The organism is Pseudomonadales bacterium (assembly GCA_024234615.1).
Taxonomy (GTDB): Bacteria; Pseudomonadota; Gammaproteobacteria; order Pseudomonadales; family IMCC2047; genus JAJFKB01.
The window spans coordinates 1,089,963-1,104,875 of sequence record JACKNY010000001.1 but is presented as its reverse complement, the minus strand read 5'-3'; the positions used below and the strand labels follow the sequence as shown (position 1 = coordinate 1,104,875).

14 protein-coding genes are annotated in these 14,913 nt (G+C 46.4%); all 14 read right to left on the bottom strand.

Annotated features, from left to right (window positions below):
• Positions 1 to 127 precede the first annotated feature (127 nt).
• Complete coding sequence (locus tag H6995_05210) at positions 128 to 1,603, bottom strand: FAD-binding oxidoreductase (GenBank protein MCP5214386.1); 1,476 nt, start codon at positions 1,601 to 1,603, stop codon at positions 128 to 130.
• A 331-nt stretch (positions 1,604 to 1,934) separates the two neighbouring features.
• Positions 1,935 to 4,307 carry a TonB-dependent receptor gene (locus tag H6995_05205; GenBank protein ID MCP5214385.1) on the bottom strand — a complete coding sequence of 791 codons (2,373 nt, stop codon included), beginning with the start codon at positions 4,305 to 4,307 and terminating at the stop codon, positions 1,935 to 1,937.
• Between the two features lie 168 nt (positions 4,308 to 4,475).
• On the bottom strand, positions 4,476 to 5,453 hold the full coding sequence (locus H6995_05200; protein ID MCP5214384.1) for a 3-hydroxybutyryl-CoA dehydrogenase: 978 nt from the start codon (positions 5,451 to 5,453) through the stop codon (positions 4,476 to 4,478).
• Positions 5,454 to 5,596: 143 nt separating this feature from the next.
• Entirely contained in the window at positions 5,597 to 7,153 is a 1,557-nt protein-coding gene (locus tag H6995_05195; protein MCP5214383.1) for a GMC family oxidoreductase, read from the bottom strand.
• The gene (locus H6995_05190) at positions 7,153 to 7,686 is read right to left on the bottom strand and encodes a hypothetical protein (protein MCP5214382.1); all 534 of its coding nucleotides are present in this window, start codon (positions 7,684 to 7,686) and stop codon (positions 7,153 to 7,155) included. Before H6995_05190 ends, H6995_05195 begins: the two co-directional genes overlap by 1 nt.
• A 341-nt stretch (positions 7,687 to 8,027) precedes the next feature.
• Positions 8,028 to 9,029, bottom strand: coding sequence for a rhodanese-related sulfurtransferase (locus H6995_05185; protein ID MCP5214381.1), 1,002 nt, complete (start codon positions 9,027 to 9,029; stop codon positions 8,028 to 8,030).
• A gap of 104 nt (positions 9,030 to 9,133) precedes the next feature.
• The gene (locus H6995_05180; protein MCP5214380.1) at positions 9,134 to 9,445 is read right to left on the bottom strand and encodes a BolA/IbaG family iron-sulfur metabolism protein; all 312 of its coding nucleotides are present in this window, start codon (positions 9,443 to 9,445) and stop codon (positions 9,134 to 9,136) included.
• 58 nt (positions 9,446 to 9,503) lie between these two features.
• Positions 9,504 to 9,818 (bottom strand): hypothetical protein, encoded by a 315-nt coding sequence (locus H6995_05175; GenBank protein ID MCP5214379.1) that lies wholly within the window; start codon positions 9,816 to 9,818, stop codon positions 9,504 to 9,506.
• Positions 9,819 to 9,953: 135 nt separating this feature from the next.
• A complete protein-coding gene (locus H6995_05170; protein MCP5214378.1) occupies positions 9,954 to 10,538 on the bottom strand; it encodes a uracil-DNA glycosylase family protein in 585 nt (194 codons plus the stop codon).
• Between the two features lie 18 nt (positions 10,539 to 10,556).
• On the bottom strand, positions 10,557 to 10,817 hold the full coding sequence (locus tag H6995_05165; protein ID MCP5214377.1) for a DUF5062 family protein: 261 nt from the start codon (positions 10,815 to 10,817) through the stop codon (positions 10,557 to 10,559).
• A gap of 82 nt (positions 10,818 to 10,899) precedes the next feature.
• On the bottom strand, positions 10,900 to 11,496 hold the full coding sequence (locus H6995_05160; protein MCP5214376.1) for a DJ-1/PfpI family protein: 597 nt from the start codon (positions 11,494 to 11,496) through the stop codon (positions 10,900 to 10,902).
• Between the two features lie 24 nt (positions 11,497 to 11,520).
• Positions 11,521 to 12,498, bottom strand: a complete 978-nt coding sequence (locus H6995_05155; GenBank protein MCP5214375.1) for a GlxA family transcriptional regulator — start codon at positions 12,496 to 12,498, stop codon at positions 11,521 to 11,523.
• 313 nt (positions 12,499 to 12,811) lie between these two features.
• Positions 12,812 to 13,276: an Rsd/AlgQ family anti-sigma factor gene (locus H6995_05150; GenBank protein MCP5214374.1), complete on the bottom strand. Its 465-nt coding sequence runs from the start codon at positions 13,274 to 13,276 to the stop codon at positions 12,812 to 12,814.
• A 150-nt stretch (positions 13,277 to 13,426) separates the two neighbouring features.
• Positions 13,427 to 14,881, bottom strand: a complete 1,455-nt coding sequence (locus tag H6995_05145; protein ID MCP5214373.1) for a YdiU family protein — start codon at positions 14,879 to 14,881, stop codon at positions 13,427 to 13,429.
• Between the last annotated feature and the right edge of the window lie 32 nt (positions 14,882 to 14,913).

Below are 14,913 nucleotides of genomic sequence, written 5' to 3'. Positions count from 1 at the left end.
TAACCTATCCATTTAAAGGAAATTTCATCGCTACGTCTATTCCATAATGGCAGCGATTTGCGTACAAATTGAGCTCCTTCCTTTGTCTGTCTCGCCATAATCCTATGCATTTAGGGCAGATCAAGCGCTAGGAATACCCGATATAGGTATGGAACACACTCTGGGGATCGTATTTAGTCCGCAGTGTTTCTAAACGCTTCCAGCCTTCTTCGGTAAAGCACTGCTTGATATGTTCCGGGTAGCGCACAAATTCAGTTTCGTTGATATAGTGTCCCTTCGCAAAACCATCATCCATCGTCGCTTTAATCTTGTCCATCCAGAGATAATTTGGTTCGATATGCTCAGGTTTATCTGCCAGCGCATAGTAGGACATATAGTCATCGGCAAAATGTGGTAGCGCTGTATCGGTGCGTTTACTTGGGTTTACACCCCAAACGGTAATCACAAAAGAGCGTTTTGATGGCGATTCCCGCAATATATCAACCATTTTAAGCACCGCGTTACCCAGATTATCCGTCCACATATTATCAATACTGGTTCGATCCGGCGCAGTGGCATCAGTAATCAACTGCCCTTCAAACAGCTCCGAGAAAGTATGCGGCCTGTTTACTTTTTTCAAATGAGCTTTATCCGCAATTGGACTGGCCGCAAAAGGAGCCAGTATCTTCTGCGCCTGCTCTGCGCTATCGGCAAAGGCAATAACGCTGACGATAAAGGCAATGCCTTCCTTCGGCATACCCGGTATGTCCGCGCTATGTTTTAGGACGCCCAAAATCTCGGCGTTAATATCCTTTTCTTTAGCAAGTCGCTGTAGCTGCTCCACCGCCATAGGGATATGTTCTTCCGTTACAATATAGGAGCTCTTAGTAATGGCTCGCGGCATCGGATACATCTTTACGTGATAACGAACAATAATACCGAAGAAGCCAGGGCCAGCACCGCGAATCGCCCAAAGCAAATCGGGATGTTCCTTTTCGTTAACCTGAATCAGTTCGCCATCTGCCGTTACGATTTCTGCACCCAACACTGAACGACAAGAAATATCCCACTTCTGTAGATTCCAGCCCAAACCGCCACCCAATAAGAAGCCACCCATGCCCACCACATTTGTATGAGCGGTTGGAAAGGCTAGGCCTCGGGCGTTCGCCAGCTCCTGAAACTCCTGGGCGCGCATTCCCGGCTGCAACCAAGCCGTTTGGTTTTCAACATCAAAGCTGACTTCACGTAACTGGGATAAATCGATCATGACTGACTCATCCCGTAACGGCGAAGCTGAAATACTATGACCTGTACTGCGGATGGATACCTTCAAGTCTCGCTCTCGCGCATACTTAACGGCCTCGATCACATCCTCAACCGATTGCGCCAAAATCATGGTATCGGGATAACGCTTGGGTATGCGCACATACCAGGTCATGCCTTGACGCCAATCTTCATAAAATTTATCTGTCTTTCGAATGACGGTACCTTTAATGCGGCTCAAGGTATCACCGACCTGTTTGGCGAAAGCAGCCGACGCATTAAAACTCGCCACCATACCCAGGGCACAGGCTGAAGTCAGCCTTTTTAAAAAGGTACGACGTGTAGGCTTATGATCAACCATAGAAAACTCTCCATTCGTTTTATTTCAACAACAGTAACAACGACAATAAAAGATGAATCTGTTATCCGACTTTCATTGCCACAACCCTGTAAGTATATGACTCTTGGAGAAGACCGAACAATCTCTGACTAAACAGAGTTATTCAAAATCAAGCACTTTGTAGTAAGGGTTAGATTACGCTAACCCACCAATTCCTGACGATATAATTATTTTTATGTATGACAACCGAATAATAAATCATCACCCCGGTTAGACCAGCCAACCGGGGTGATGTTCGGTTCGTTTCTTTCTTTTAGAAACTTATTATAAAAACGCTTTATCCTTAACTAACTCAGAAAAAGTTATATTTAACGGACAATGACCACTCAAAAGGACGTCCATAAACCTGCTCTACGTAAGCCGCTGACGTCTGGAAAGATGAGTTGCCGGTAATGATATACTCTTCATCCGTAATATTTCGGAAAGACAACAGACCTTCCCAGCGGCCATCCGTGGTTTCCAATGACATCGATGCATTCAGCATGTCGTAGGAATCCTGATGGATCTGAGGCGTATTAATCGCATCATTTTCCTGCTCATCATGGTATGACCAATCCACCCGGGGTGTTAAAGTTGCCCAGTCGCCCAGATCAAAGGTATAAGCAACACCAATCGCTGCACTCAGCTCCGGCGTATTGACCAGCTTAAAGCTTTTTTCTAAGGGCGTCAGGTTAGTGGTAACCCTAGTGTCGAGTTTGTCATATTCCGCATCGATATAACCAACGGAAGTGGTTACGTACCAACGATCAGTCGGCACCCAGGTCAGCTCTACTTCGCCACCTTGGATGGTTGCTTCACCACCGTTGTAAGTGATGGGGTTAAATCCCTCACGGATAATGATCTGTAAGTCTGTGTAATCCGTATGGAATACCGCAACGTTCAGACGGACCTGACTATCCAGCAAATCAGACTTGAATCCGACTTCATAGCTTTCCACCGTTTCAGGATCAAAACTACTCGGCACGGCTGTAAATTGGGTAAAACGCTGATCGAAACCACCGCCCTTATAGCCTTCCGAATAAGTGACATAAGCCATGAAATCATCGGTCACCTGGTAAGACAGGTTCAACATGATATTGGTGTCATCAAACTTTTCTTCAAACCAAGCATAAGTCGCCAAGCGTTCTCCGGCAGCAAGAGGCGGCCCGCCCCCTGACTGCAGATAGAATCCGGCAAAATTCGGGAATACATTAGGGAAGAGACCGCTGGAAGAAGCATCTCCGTAGGAGATTTGATCCGGCTTAAACTGCTTAGTGTCCTCGGTATATCTAACCCCAAAAGTTAATGCCAGCTTATCGGTCATATCATAAGTGGCTTGAAAAAACGCCGCTTTTGACTCGTTATCAAAGATACCACCACTCTGAATTCCACCTACGGGTAAATACACCGGGTTTTTATTAAAACCATCTTCCTCGAAGTAGTAGAGACCCAACAACCACTTCAGCCTGTCTTCCATAGCCACACCGGAAAACTGCAGTTCCTGGCTGAATTGATCCTGCTCGTAAAAGTCTCGTGTCGCAAAGATAATACCGGGAGTATTATCGCCGTCACGCGACGATTCCATGTCCATATCACGATAACCGGTGATCGATTTAATCGTCAGCCAGTCGTTAACATTCCAGGTCATTTCGACACTCGCACCCCAGATATCCAAATCCGATTTCGTCGGGAATGTACCGCCTGATTTATATTCTCCGTTAAACGTATCCGGCGTTAAGCAACCGGGAGCACCACCAGCGCCGACATTTATCCACGGTAACGTAGGCGGACCGTTTGGCTGGGAGCCATCAAAGTTTGGATTGATATTAACTGCGGTACAGCTGGCCAGTACGCCATTAGCCATGGCGCCAAACGATGCTTTATCGTTAACACCACCGGTAACACCGGGAGTACCATTTTCACGAATCTTGGTTGCATCCGCTGTAGCATAGAGTTCGAAATTATCGGTTGGCGTCCAGAGCAACGAACCACGACCAGCGAGGCTATCGTCATCACCGGTACTAGGCCCACCAAAGATACGATCGACATACCCATCGCGCTTACGCGAAGATATTGCGAAATTAGTTAACAGATCTTCAGAGACGGGCATATTCGCCTTGGCAGTGATGTAGCGCATATCATCATCACCCACCTGAATCTGAACACTGCCGCTGGCATCCGGCTCCGGTTTTTTGGAATAGATAGCCACCGCGCCGCCAATAGTATTGCGGCCAAACAGGGTTCCCTGTGGCCCACGTAATACTTCAATGCGCTGTACATCCAGAAAATCCAACACGCCGCCTACCGAACGGGCCATATAGATGCCGTCAATATAAAGACCAACGCCTGGGTCGGTGACCGGCGTAAAATCCGTTTGGCCAATGCCACGAATAAAAATCTGCGCCGTCGAACTTGAACCTGATGACGGAGAAGCCGAATCGAAGGTCAGGTTTGGCGTAATATCGCTTAACTTATCAGTAGAATCAATTTGACGGTATGCCAGTTCGCGCTCAGTAAAAGCTGAAACGGCTATTGGTGTGGATTGCAGGTTTTCTTCACGTTTCCGTGCAGTCACCACCACTTCTTCTAAAGCAAAACCCGTCCCGCCTTCATTTGCCTGCACAACAGCAGTGGCGAGCAAACTTGTTGCCAGCAATGGGGTTAACCCATAGGTAATTTTTTTCATAATTTATCCCTCGTTTGTGTTTGCCTATATAAATCTATTTCTAAACCATCTTAATTATTATGTTCAGTGTTATTGATAACAACACTGTGTTCCTCCTTCCTACTAATGAATGACAGATACGACTTTACTCGTCTCTCTCCGCCAGTCAAATTTTTAATTTGATTAGCCCTATTTTGCCCGAGGCATTAATTCAAGGTGTTTCAGTAAATTCACAAAGGCCGCCAACTTCCTATTGCGATAAGCGTCCAAATCAACACCTTCGTACTCATAAAAACCAACGCCGTCTCTTAAGCCGTTACGGTGGTTTTCCATATTTTGTTTAACGATATCTGCCGGTGCAAATCGTTTTTGATCAATATTATCCGCTAAATAGTTGCAGGCATAATAAAGAATATCTCCGCCACCCCAGTCGACAAACTCCAGCATGCCTAAAATCGCATAACGGATGCCGAAACCATAGCGAACGGCGTTATCAATATCTTCTGCGCTGGCGACGCCCTCTTCAACCATTCGTGCGGACTCGTTTAAGGCAAGCGCCTGCAAACGAGACACAATGTATCCCGGAGACGCCGCGCAAACAATGGGTTTCTTACCCATTTTTTCAAATAGTGTTTTGAGCTTCGTCACGGTCTCATCGCTAGTACCTTGCGACGGACTGATTTCGATCAAAGGCATCAAATAGGCGGGGTTCAGCCAATGGGCATTGGAAAAGCGGGAACTATCACGAACAAATTCCGCTAGCTTATTAGCCAGCATAGTGGATGTCGTCGAAGCAAAAATAGCTTTTGGTGAGGCTATATCGTTAAGCCAGGCATAAGTGCTTTTTTTAATCTCAACGACTTCAGAAACGGCTTCAAAGATAAAGTCTGCCTGTTGCAGATAACTCGCAGCATTCGCTTTAGGCACAATACTGATGCGCGCCAAAATTTCTGTCGATTGCTGTTCAGAAATAACGCTGACACTTTTAAGAAAATCCAGATCTGCCTGTAATAGCGGCAAAGTAGCGGCAACCAGCTCCGCAAAACGCTGCTCGGAACGATCTTCGCTATCAACGAGGGTAATAGGGTAGCCTGCGTAAGCAAAACTTAAAGCAATGCCACAGCCCATACGCCCGACGCCAATAACGGACAGGTTTGATCCTTCGATTTCTAGATTCATATTTAAATCGAATTCGGAATCATTCATACGTCAACTCTCATGGGCGGATTAGACAACAAGCTTGATTGTCAATCTATTCCAAAATGGCAGCGATTTCGACACAGATTATATCGCGCTGGAGGAATACCTTCTTATAGTACGCCTTTTTTTAATGCCTGTTCAATATAGTCGGCCTGTCGAATCACGAGAGCAACGATGGTTAGGGTAGGATTTTCGCAGCCAACGGTCGGGAATAAGCTGCCATCGGATATGAAGAGATTCTTTATATCATGGGTTTGCCCCCAGCTATTACAAACTGAATGCTGTGGGTTAGTGCCCATACGGGCAACACCCATATTATGAGTTGCAGGAAATACATCCTGCGCTGTAAAAATCTCTTTCGCCCCCAGTGCCTCATAAACAGCCTGCCCTTTTTGTGCGGCATATTTCTTCATCGCCTTGGTATTAGGATGATCCTCATAATGCACCACAGGCACCGGTAAGCCATTGGCATCTTTCTCGGTTGCATGCAGACTAATCCGGTTACTTTGCTGTGGCATATCTTCACCATGCACCAACATGGCCGCCATATGGTCATATTGCTCCATCACCTCCACTAAACGCTCACCCCATAAATCCTTGAGGATAATTTTGCTAATAATTTCTGGCGTGAAGGGTACGGTGAGAAATAGAAACCCACCGTTAAAACCCCTTTTGGGATCATGGTGGCGCTCATCTTTGACGATCCCGGCCTGGTGAGTGCCACGATGAATATTGACTGGCCCCGGCATGATACCAATCACAGGCAAGGCAAAATGTCTCATATAATTGCGCCCCACCTGATCGCTGCTGTTGGCCAAGCCCGCAGGAAAATGCTCAGAACTAGAATTCAGCAACAGGCGCGTGGTTTCCACCGCATTGCCCGCAACGCAAACAATTCGCGCCCGCTGCACGTGCCGCTGTCCCATATTATCAATATACTCAACACTCGCTGCTCGCCCCGTCGTGTCATGATTAATTCGAACCGCCATTGATTCAGATCGAAGCTCAAAATGCTCGGTAGTTTCCGCCTTACTGATTTCAGTATAGAGTGTCGACCACTTAGCCTGCACAACACAACCACTGGTACAAAAACCCAGCTGCAAACAGGATGCCCGGCCATCTCGTGGCTTTGAATTAATAGCAACATTATTGGTATCTATATCCCGATAGCCAACAGCGCGAGCCCCTGCTTCCAGTACTTTATAATTATTATTGCCTGGCAAGCGCTCAATGCCGTGGGTGCCGGTAATACCCATCTTATCTTCTGCGCGCTCATAATAGGGTGCTAACTTTTGTAAGCCGATAGGCCAGTCCACCAAATTGGCATCGGCTATATCCCCGTAAGTTGAGCGTGCCCGGAACTCGTGCTCCTGCATGCGTGGACAGGAGGCCGTCCAGTGCATGGTCGTGCCTCCCACTGTTTTACAAGTCCAGACCGGGAAATCTTTAGGCGCAATGCCAGAACCAATACGTCGATCAAACCAGGTAAAACGTTCAAACATGATAGCTTCATCATTAACCACTTCATGCGCCGCTAAACGCTTGCCCGCCTCCAGACAGACGACGTTAATGTCACGCTGAGCAAGCTCATTAGCCAGCGTTCCTCCGCCAGCCCCAGACCCAATTACGACAACTACCGACTCATCGGAAAGCGCAAACTTTCTCATTATTTTCTCTCTCTTGGTGCTTCTGGCAGCCAGTCAATATCATCAAAACCACGCTGTAAATAGCCGCCCTTTTCAATTGATGAGCCTTGGTATCCCAATTGATTCCAAATCTGCCGATCTCTCAACACAACCTCCTGAGTAGTCCAACGCACCATGCTGACAAAAGGCGTATCGAATAGCGCCTGTATCACTTGCCGACGTTCCTTTGCGGTTAATTCAAGCCAAGGCTTGCCAGTAAATCCATTAAAAGTCTCCACGCCTTGCCTGATCAGTTCTGCGGCTCCCGGTCGCTGCGTTAACTGGTTCATCAATGCGTGAACAACCGACTGATAAAGCGCCGATTGCGGCGCTTGTATAGGTAATAATTGATATGACAGCTCAGCAATCAACGCTGCCTGATTATGGGCACTGACATTCGCCCCCGAGGTGTCTCCAGCCCGAGCTTGAACGAACCAACCTGCCGCACTTATAGCAACGGCTATACGACTCAATCGCAGAATAAATTGTCGCCTATCCATGTCTTTTATCATCATCTCCCATCTAAACCTCTTCTCGCTAATGACTAGGTTAAAGATAAAGTTATTAGGTTGAGTATAAAGCTTCGGGTTGAGCCTGGGATATTCGTTACTGGTAAGAAATATTCTGAATAGGAAACCTTCGGACAAAAAAAAGGCCCTTAAAAAGGGCCAGCCCAGCCGGGCGTATTTGTTGCGCTATGCACAACAGGAGGAAGAAATATGAAAAACAACGAATTGCTTATCTTCAGGTGCTATTTGACCAGAGCATGAAAGACTGCGCTATTCGATAATGGCAGCAATTTTTGGATAATTTAACAGTCTAGGGATTGAGATACGGGCAAACTACCCTGAAAAACCTATCTCTTTGTTAACTGACCGGCTTTAGCACGCTCCGCCAAAGCAGCCTTGCGCTGCTGTTTTTCCGCCTTTGTCCGCTGAATTTCCGCGCGGGAAACACCAATATGTACCCGTTCACGTTGCTTACCCAATTCAACCTGTTTCTGGCGCTGGCTAAAACGTGTTCTATCTTTATCTGTATATTCTTCAATACAGCGCGGACAAGAAACCCCCGTCTGGTAATGCTCAGAGGCTTTATCCTTATCTGAAATGGGGCGACGGCAGGCATAGCACATATCATAACTACCGGGCTCCAATTGATGGTTTACCGCAACTCGCCGATCAAAAACAAAACATTCTCCTTGCCAGAGGCTTTCCTGTTCAGGCACTTCTTCCAAATACTTAAGAATACCGCCCTGAAGGTGGTAAACTTCTGTAAATCCCTGCTGTAGCATAAAGGCGCTCGCCTTTTCACAGCGAATGCCTCCAGTGCAATACATAGCTACCTTTTTATGCTTCGCGGGGTTTAGATGGGTCACCACATAACTTGGAAAATCTCGAAAGCTTTCCGTATCAGGATTAATCGCCCCGGCAAAGACACCGATATCCACCTCATAGTCGTTACGGGTATCAATCAGAACGACATCAGGATCGCTAATAAGCTGGTTCCAATCCTTAGGCTGCACGTACTTTCCAACTTTCTGATTCGGATCGACACCTTCTATTCCTAGAGTCACTATCTCCTTTTTCAACTTCACTTTCATGCGTAAAAATGGATTGGTTTCACTCACGGATACTTTGTAGTCGATATCGGATAAACGCTTATCCTGCCGCAAATAATTCAACACTGTTTCGACGTCTGATTGCGTACCAGCGATAGTACCATTGATACCTTCATACGCTAGCAGCAACGTGCCGGTTACCCGCCGTTCGACGCATAAACTGAATAAGGGCTTACGCATTTTTTCGAAGTTATCAAGGGTGGCAAACTTATAGAGTGCCACAACTTGGTATTCTGCCATCGGCATCACCATCTACTGTATTGGTAGCGTCTTTTACGCAATATATAAAAAGTCCCCAGCAAAATACACCAGGGATTCACCATGAATGAATCGGAGCTTCCGCCTTATTTCGAACCGCCCCGGCAAGCAGGTGACTCAGGCTCTATTCCCCCTTTAGCACGCCATTCCTCATCTGTATAAAGATGTAGAGCAAGCGCGTGGATACCGCTGTTAAGTTCATCAGCCAAGAGTTTGTATACCATCTGATGCCGCTTGACCGCAGAACTCCCCGCAAACTCCTCGGCAACCAAAGTCACTTTAAAATGTGATTCTGAGCCAGGTGGTACGCTATGGCGAAAACTCTCATTGACTACCTGCAAATAAGTGGGCTGAAAGGCCTTGTTTAGCTTCATTTCTATAACATCTTTAACCGACATAAATTTACCCAACGAAATCATAAGAGCACGTTATTATGCCTGATTTTATTAAGATGCGTCAGCGCAAAACCTTTTCAGTGCCGACAATTTGAGTGATGTCGATGATTAAGTCGATAACTATATCGATCACCTCGGAAATGCCGGGGCTCATCATAATAACGAAAATAACTGAAGCCAAAATAATTATGATGCTGGCGATTTTTGTAATACTGCCGGTTCTGCTTGTGGTGGTAGCCACGGTGTTTGAAGGCCTTATGCCGGTTATGATCTGAACGATAATGCCGGTTGATGCCATCATTGCCGTGCGTCCATTGAAAGTCCAAGTGGTGACCATTATTGGCATGCCTGTGCTTACTGGCAAAATCGCCAGCAATTGACACACCACTGAGGCTTAACGCAACCAAGGTTAAAAAAATTGATGCTGTTAATTTCATATTGAATTCCTCCGTTAGGCTGTAGAGAAAGACTAACCGAGTAATGATGAATAGAAACTGAACGTTGGGGAAACCTATAAAAGAATCTGAGAAACCTGACGCCTCAATGCGACAACCACCTCTTCAAACCAAGAGTTTTTACGTAACCAGATATTATTGCGCGGCGAAGGATGAGGTAGCAGTATATAAGAGGGCAGATAATGGCGCCAATTCGAGACCCTTTGGGTCAATGTCAGAGCGTCTTTACCTAGATAATATTGCTGTGCATATTGACCAATTAATAGCGTTAATTCAATATTTGGCAAGCATTGATGAATTTTATTCCGCCACAATTGCGCGCACTCTTTGCGCGGGGGCAGGTCTCCCGACTTGCCTTTACCGGGATAGCAAAAACCCATCGGGACAATCGCGATTTGTGATGGGTCATAGAATGTTTGACTATCTACGCCCATCCATTCACGTAGCCGTTCACCACTTGGGTCATTCCAGGGAATTCCGGTTTCGTGGACCCTGATACCAGGTGCCTGTCCAACCACTAGAAGCTTGGCGTTGGCAGCGAACTGTAATACCGGCTTGGCACCCAGTGCTAAATCAGGCTCACAAATCTTGCAGGCGCGTACCTCCTGAAGCAACGCAACCGTATTGTCGAAGGTGTTCAATTCAATGCCACAGGGCTGCTAGCGCAGTAGTTCATGATCTTCTGGTAAGCGTTTGGAAATCCAAATTGCCAGCTTATGCTTAATATTTACGTTATCTTCATGTGCTTTCGGTAATGGCTGAATCAACTTATCCATGACCAAGAGCGTGTAAATTGCTTTAGCCTTAAAACCGACATCATCGGTAGTATCGAAGTGATCTACTCCTCTTTTCTGTAAATAGATGGTACCCACTCGAATGGCCTCTTTGAATAAGGCACTTTCGTTCTTTATTTTCTTCATGGCAGTATCCGAGATTGGTGATATCCCAGATACACTAATCCATCCAGCCGGCAAGATAAAGGTAATTATGGGCTTGCTAAAACTATACCTCGGCAGTATAGGGTGGTGCTGGATCATACTGCAGTAATTTGCGCACTTCACGTGCGTGAGCGGGGGAATGCAGTTGACCAACCAACCAAAGTGACATATCAATACCCGCAGAAATACCCTGTGAGGTAACTATATTACCATCACACACGTAGCGCATATCGGCCATCAGCTCGATACTGGGATCCTGTGCCAGCGCTTCGGTTAGCATCCAATGGGTGGTCGCCTTACGATTTTTCAACAACCCCGCTTTTTGCAGTAATAATGCACCAGTGCAAACGGCGGTCATGTATTTTACCTGACCCGCCTGCGACTTAACCCAAGCAATCGCGCTATCCATGGCCAACAGCTCATCAACACCTTCAGTCCCCGGTACTAGTACCACATCAACGGGCGGAGCATTTTCAAAGTTGTAATCCGGTATGACACGCATGCCGGAAAGGCAGGTGACGGGTTCTGTACTAGCAGCGATAGTAATTACTCTACCTTCGCCTTTCAGGAAGTTTGAGACCGTGAAAGTTTCGCTGGGTCCGACGAAGTCGAGCGCTGCTACTTTATCGTATATAAATATTCCGTAGGTGTAACTCATCATGTTCTCCTGTTCAAAAATAAAGTTCTATCTGCCGAAATGACTTTGATACAAGCCGGGAGTTACCCCTAACTCACGTATAAAAGCGCGGCGCATGCGCTCCTCGCGCCCAAAACCGCTCAGTTGTGCGACTCTGTTGATTGGCGGCTTTCCGCTTTCCAACAGCTCTCTGGCACGCTCCAGCCGTATCGATTCAACGTATTTTCCTGGCGTTATACCTGTCATCTTACTAAACACACGGGAAAAATTGCGTGGGCTCATATCCACCTGCTCCGCCATATCCTCAACAGCCACAGGCTGATCTAAGTTTTGTAACAGCCAAGAATGTAGTTTGCTAAAACGCTCGCCAGCCTTCTTTTCCAATTCAAGCGGCGCGCTAAACTGCGTTTGACCACCGGGTCTGCGTAGGTAGACAACTAAACAGCGTGAAATTTCTATCGCTAATTCGGCTCCGTAATCTTCTTCTACTAAAGCCAGTGCTAGATCGATACCGGCAGTCACACCGGCACTGGTTGATATCGCGCCGTCTCTGGTGTAGATAGCATTCGGCACAACCTTTATCCTAGGATAGCGCGCTGCTAACAGATCAGTCTGTAACCAATGCGTGGTTGCTTGGCGTCCATCAAGCAGTCCACACGCCGCCAAAATAAAGGCACCCGTACAAACAGATACTATTCGCTTTGCCTGTTTTGAAGCGTGCTTGACAGCATTGAGAAAAGCAGAGTTTTTGATGATTAATTCGGGATCAACAGTACCGGGGACAATCAAAATATCTGACTTCATGGCTTCGCCGAGGGCATGATCCGCTTGCACACAAAGACCCGAGCTTAACCGAACCAACCCTACGCTCTGTGCCCAAAATCTGGCGCGATACGCTTGCTCAATCACGCCGTTTTGGCGCAATAGTATCGACGCAGTATTTAATACTTCTAACGGTCCGGTAATGTCCAAACCGACTGCGTCATCATAGAGCAGGAAGTCCACATATTGCGTCATTCTATTTATACCTCTGACAGAGAGACTAGCAAAGCTTGAAGAAATATAGTCTGACAGGAAATTGTCTGCAATGACAAAAAACAAGCATTTTATGCCATAACATTGGGATTTAAGTAATCAAGTGCTGCTGCAAATTGAGGGCCATTAGACGATGGCATCGCTTAGGTGGGTAGCACTTAAAAATCTAACGAGGCCAAAAAAGCTAAGAGCCCCAGATATTAGCCTCTAAAGGCTTTATCTGGGGTACTATTAAGCTCATAGGGAGGAATGGATAAACCTGTTAAACCAGTATGCCAACAATGACAACTGAGGGCTCGCCAGTTTAGCCGTCACGTCTTTCGCTGCGCATTGCCTTTATCACTTTATCTTCGCATTGAATACGATCAGCTAGAATTTCGCCAATTTTAGAAAGGTCTTGCTCAATCTGATCCGCCTGTTTACGGAGGTCGGCTTCGTCACCGTAACGGTCATTAAAGGCTAAAATTTTATCGGTGGTTTTGGCAATCAAGGGATAAACGTCATCTGCCACATTGGTTACCGGCTTACGCCGCTCTTTATTTTCCGCTAGGTGTTGATAAAGGCGGAAATGTGCACTCGCTGTGTAGTCGATAAGGGCTTCACAGAAGTGTTTCAATTCCTCTTCAAAACGTTCGTTTTGGATAAATGGGCGGTGTGCCGCTAGTTCAGTATAAAGTGATAATGCCTCGGATCGGGAGGCAACAAGTGCACTGATATCCGATTGAGACTGTATTCGCCGATCAACTCCTGTTCGATTTATCTGACCCATAGTAAACCTATTTTTATTATTAACTCAGACTTCCCACCCACAAAATTATGAATAGGCAATAATTGTACCAACCCAATACTAAATCATCCGACACTAAATCGGAATATTTTAAAAGTAAATTTTTCACTATGCTCTATCGTTGAATCAGTATTAAGATGAACAACTTACCTCGAGCTCCTTTCCCCATTGCGGAGAAGCAACAGCGTATTGTTCAAACTCAGCATGTTCGTCAAATGGCGCGCTCAGTATTTGCATAAGGCGATCTATCTCACCGTAGTTTCCTTGCTGTGCTTCTGTAATCGCCTGATGCGCCAAATAATTTCTCAGAATATATTTTGGGTTAACCCGATTCATTGCTGTCGCACGCTGGCGATCCGACCCGCCCTCAACCGCTAACCGGGTCTGATAAGCACGAAACCATTCATAAAAGCCCTGCTGGTCTTTGAACAGAGTATCAATTGGGTGCGAAGAATCCTGCATCGACACCTGACTAAGCTGGCGCAGGAAGATACTGTAATCGACCTGATTGGCATGCAGTAATTCCAACATATCGGCGATAAGCCTATCATCTCCCGCCATTTCCTTAGCCAAACCAATTTTTTTGCGCATTAAGCCTTCATAGTATTTGAAATAAAGCCTTTCATATTTTTGCAGTGAAACCTTCAGCTGCTCAACGCTGAGCATCGGAGTGAACGCGTGCGCCAAGCAGTTTAGATTAAACAGGCCAATCATCGGTTGACGATTGAACGCATAACGCCCTTGCACATCGGAATGATTACAAATATACCCGGGGTCATAATCCTCCATAAACCCAAATGGGCCATAGTCCAGGGTCAACCCCAAAATGGACATATTGTCCGTATTCATAACACCGTGAGAAAACCCAACCGCCTGCCATTGCGCAATCATATAAGCAGTACGATCTACCGCTTGCTCAAAAAGCCTCTGATAACGGTCGTCTGAATTTCGCCACTCGCTAAAATGTTGGTCGATGACATAGTCCGCCAATAGTAGCGACGCGTGCGGCTGCTTGGTGTAATAAAAGTATTCAAAACTGCCAAATCGTACATGGCTCGGCGACAAGCGCGTCATCACCGCCGCCGTTTCAATTTCTTCACGATAAACCGGATCTTCACTGCCAATAATACAAAGCGCACGTGTCGTCGGGATGCCCAGTCCGTGCATTGCTTCAGAACAAAGATATTCACGAATACAGGAGCGTAACACGGCACGACCATCAGCCATGCGTGAAAAAGGGGTAGCACCAGCGCCCTTTAACTGCACATCCCATTTTTCCCCAATTTGATTTATCGTTTCCCCGAGCAGGAGCGCACGCCCATCTCCCAGTTGCGGCACGTAGACGCCAAATTGGTGCCCGGAGTAAACCATGGCTAAAGGATCAGAGCCTGGCGCAAGTTCATTACCACAGAAAAGGTCAGCAAAATTGCTCTCTTTATCCGCATTTGCTGCCAAACCTATTAGCATTGCAGCATTGGCATTAAAACTAACCACCTGTGGGTTACTTAAACCTTGCGGGGTCTTACGTCGATAAAATATCTCCGGCAACTGGCTGAAGCTATTATTGAAATTTAAACAAATGCTCATTAACCATCTATATCAAGTTAGCGTTATACTCA

Bases quoted from the DNA above. Each gene is read 5' to 3' on its own strand.
- H6995_05210 (MCP5214386.1), bottom strand. From the start codon at position 1,603: ATGGTTGATCATAAGCCTACACGTCGTACCTTTTTAAAAAGGCTGACT.
- H6995_05205 (MCP5214385.1), bottom strand. From the start codon at position 4,307: ATGAAAAAAATTACCTATGGGTTAACCCCATTGCTGGCAACAAGTTTG.
- H6995_05195 (MCP5214383.1), bottom strand. From the start codon at position 7,153: ATGAGAAAGTTTGCGCTTTCCGATGAGTCGGTAGTTGTCGTAATTGGG.
- H6995_05190 (MCP5214382.1), bottom strand. From the start codon at position 7,686: ATGATGATAAAAGACATGGATAGGCGACAATTTATTCTGCGATTGAGT.
- H6995_05185 (MCP5214381.1), bottom strand. From the start codon at position 9,029: ATGGCAGAATACCAAGTTGTGGCACTCTATAAGTTTGCCACCCTTGAT.
- H6995_05180 (MCP5214380.1), bottom strand. From the start codon at position 9,445: ATGTCGGTTAAAGATGTTATAGAAATGAAGCTAAACAAGGCCTTTCAG.
- H6995_05165 (MCP5214377.1), bottom strand. From the start codon at position 10,817: ATGAAGAAAATAAAGAACGAAAGTGCCTTATTCAAAGAGGCCATTCGA.
- H6995_05160 (MCP5214376.1), bottom strand. From the start codon at position 11,496: ATGATGAGTTACACCTACGGAATATTTATATACGATAAAGTAGCAGCG.
- H6995_05150 (MCP5214374.1), bottom strand. From the start codon at position 13,276: ATGGGTCAGATAAATCGAACAGGAGTTGATCGGCGAATACAGTCTCAA.
- H6995_05145 (MCP5214373.1), bottom strand. From the start codon at position 14,881: ATGAGCATTTGTTTAAATTTCAATAATAGCTTCAGCCAGTTGCCGGAG.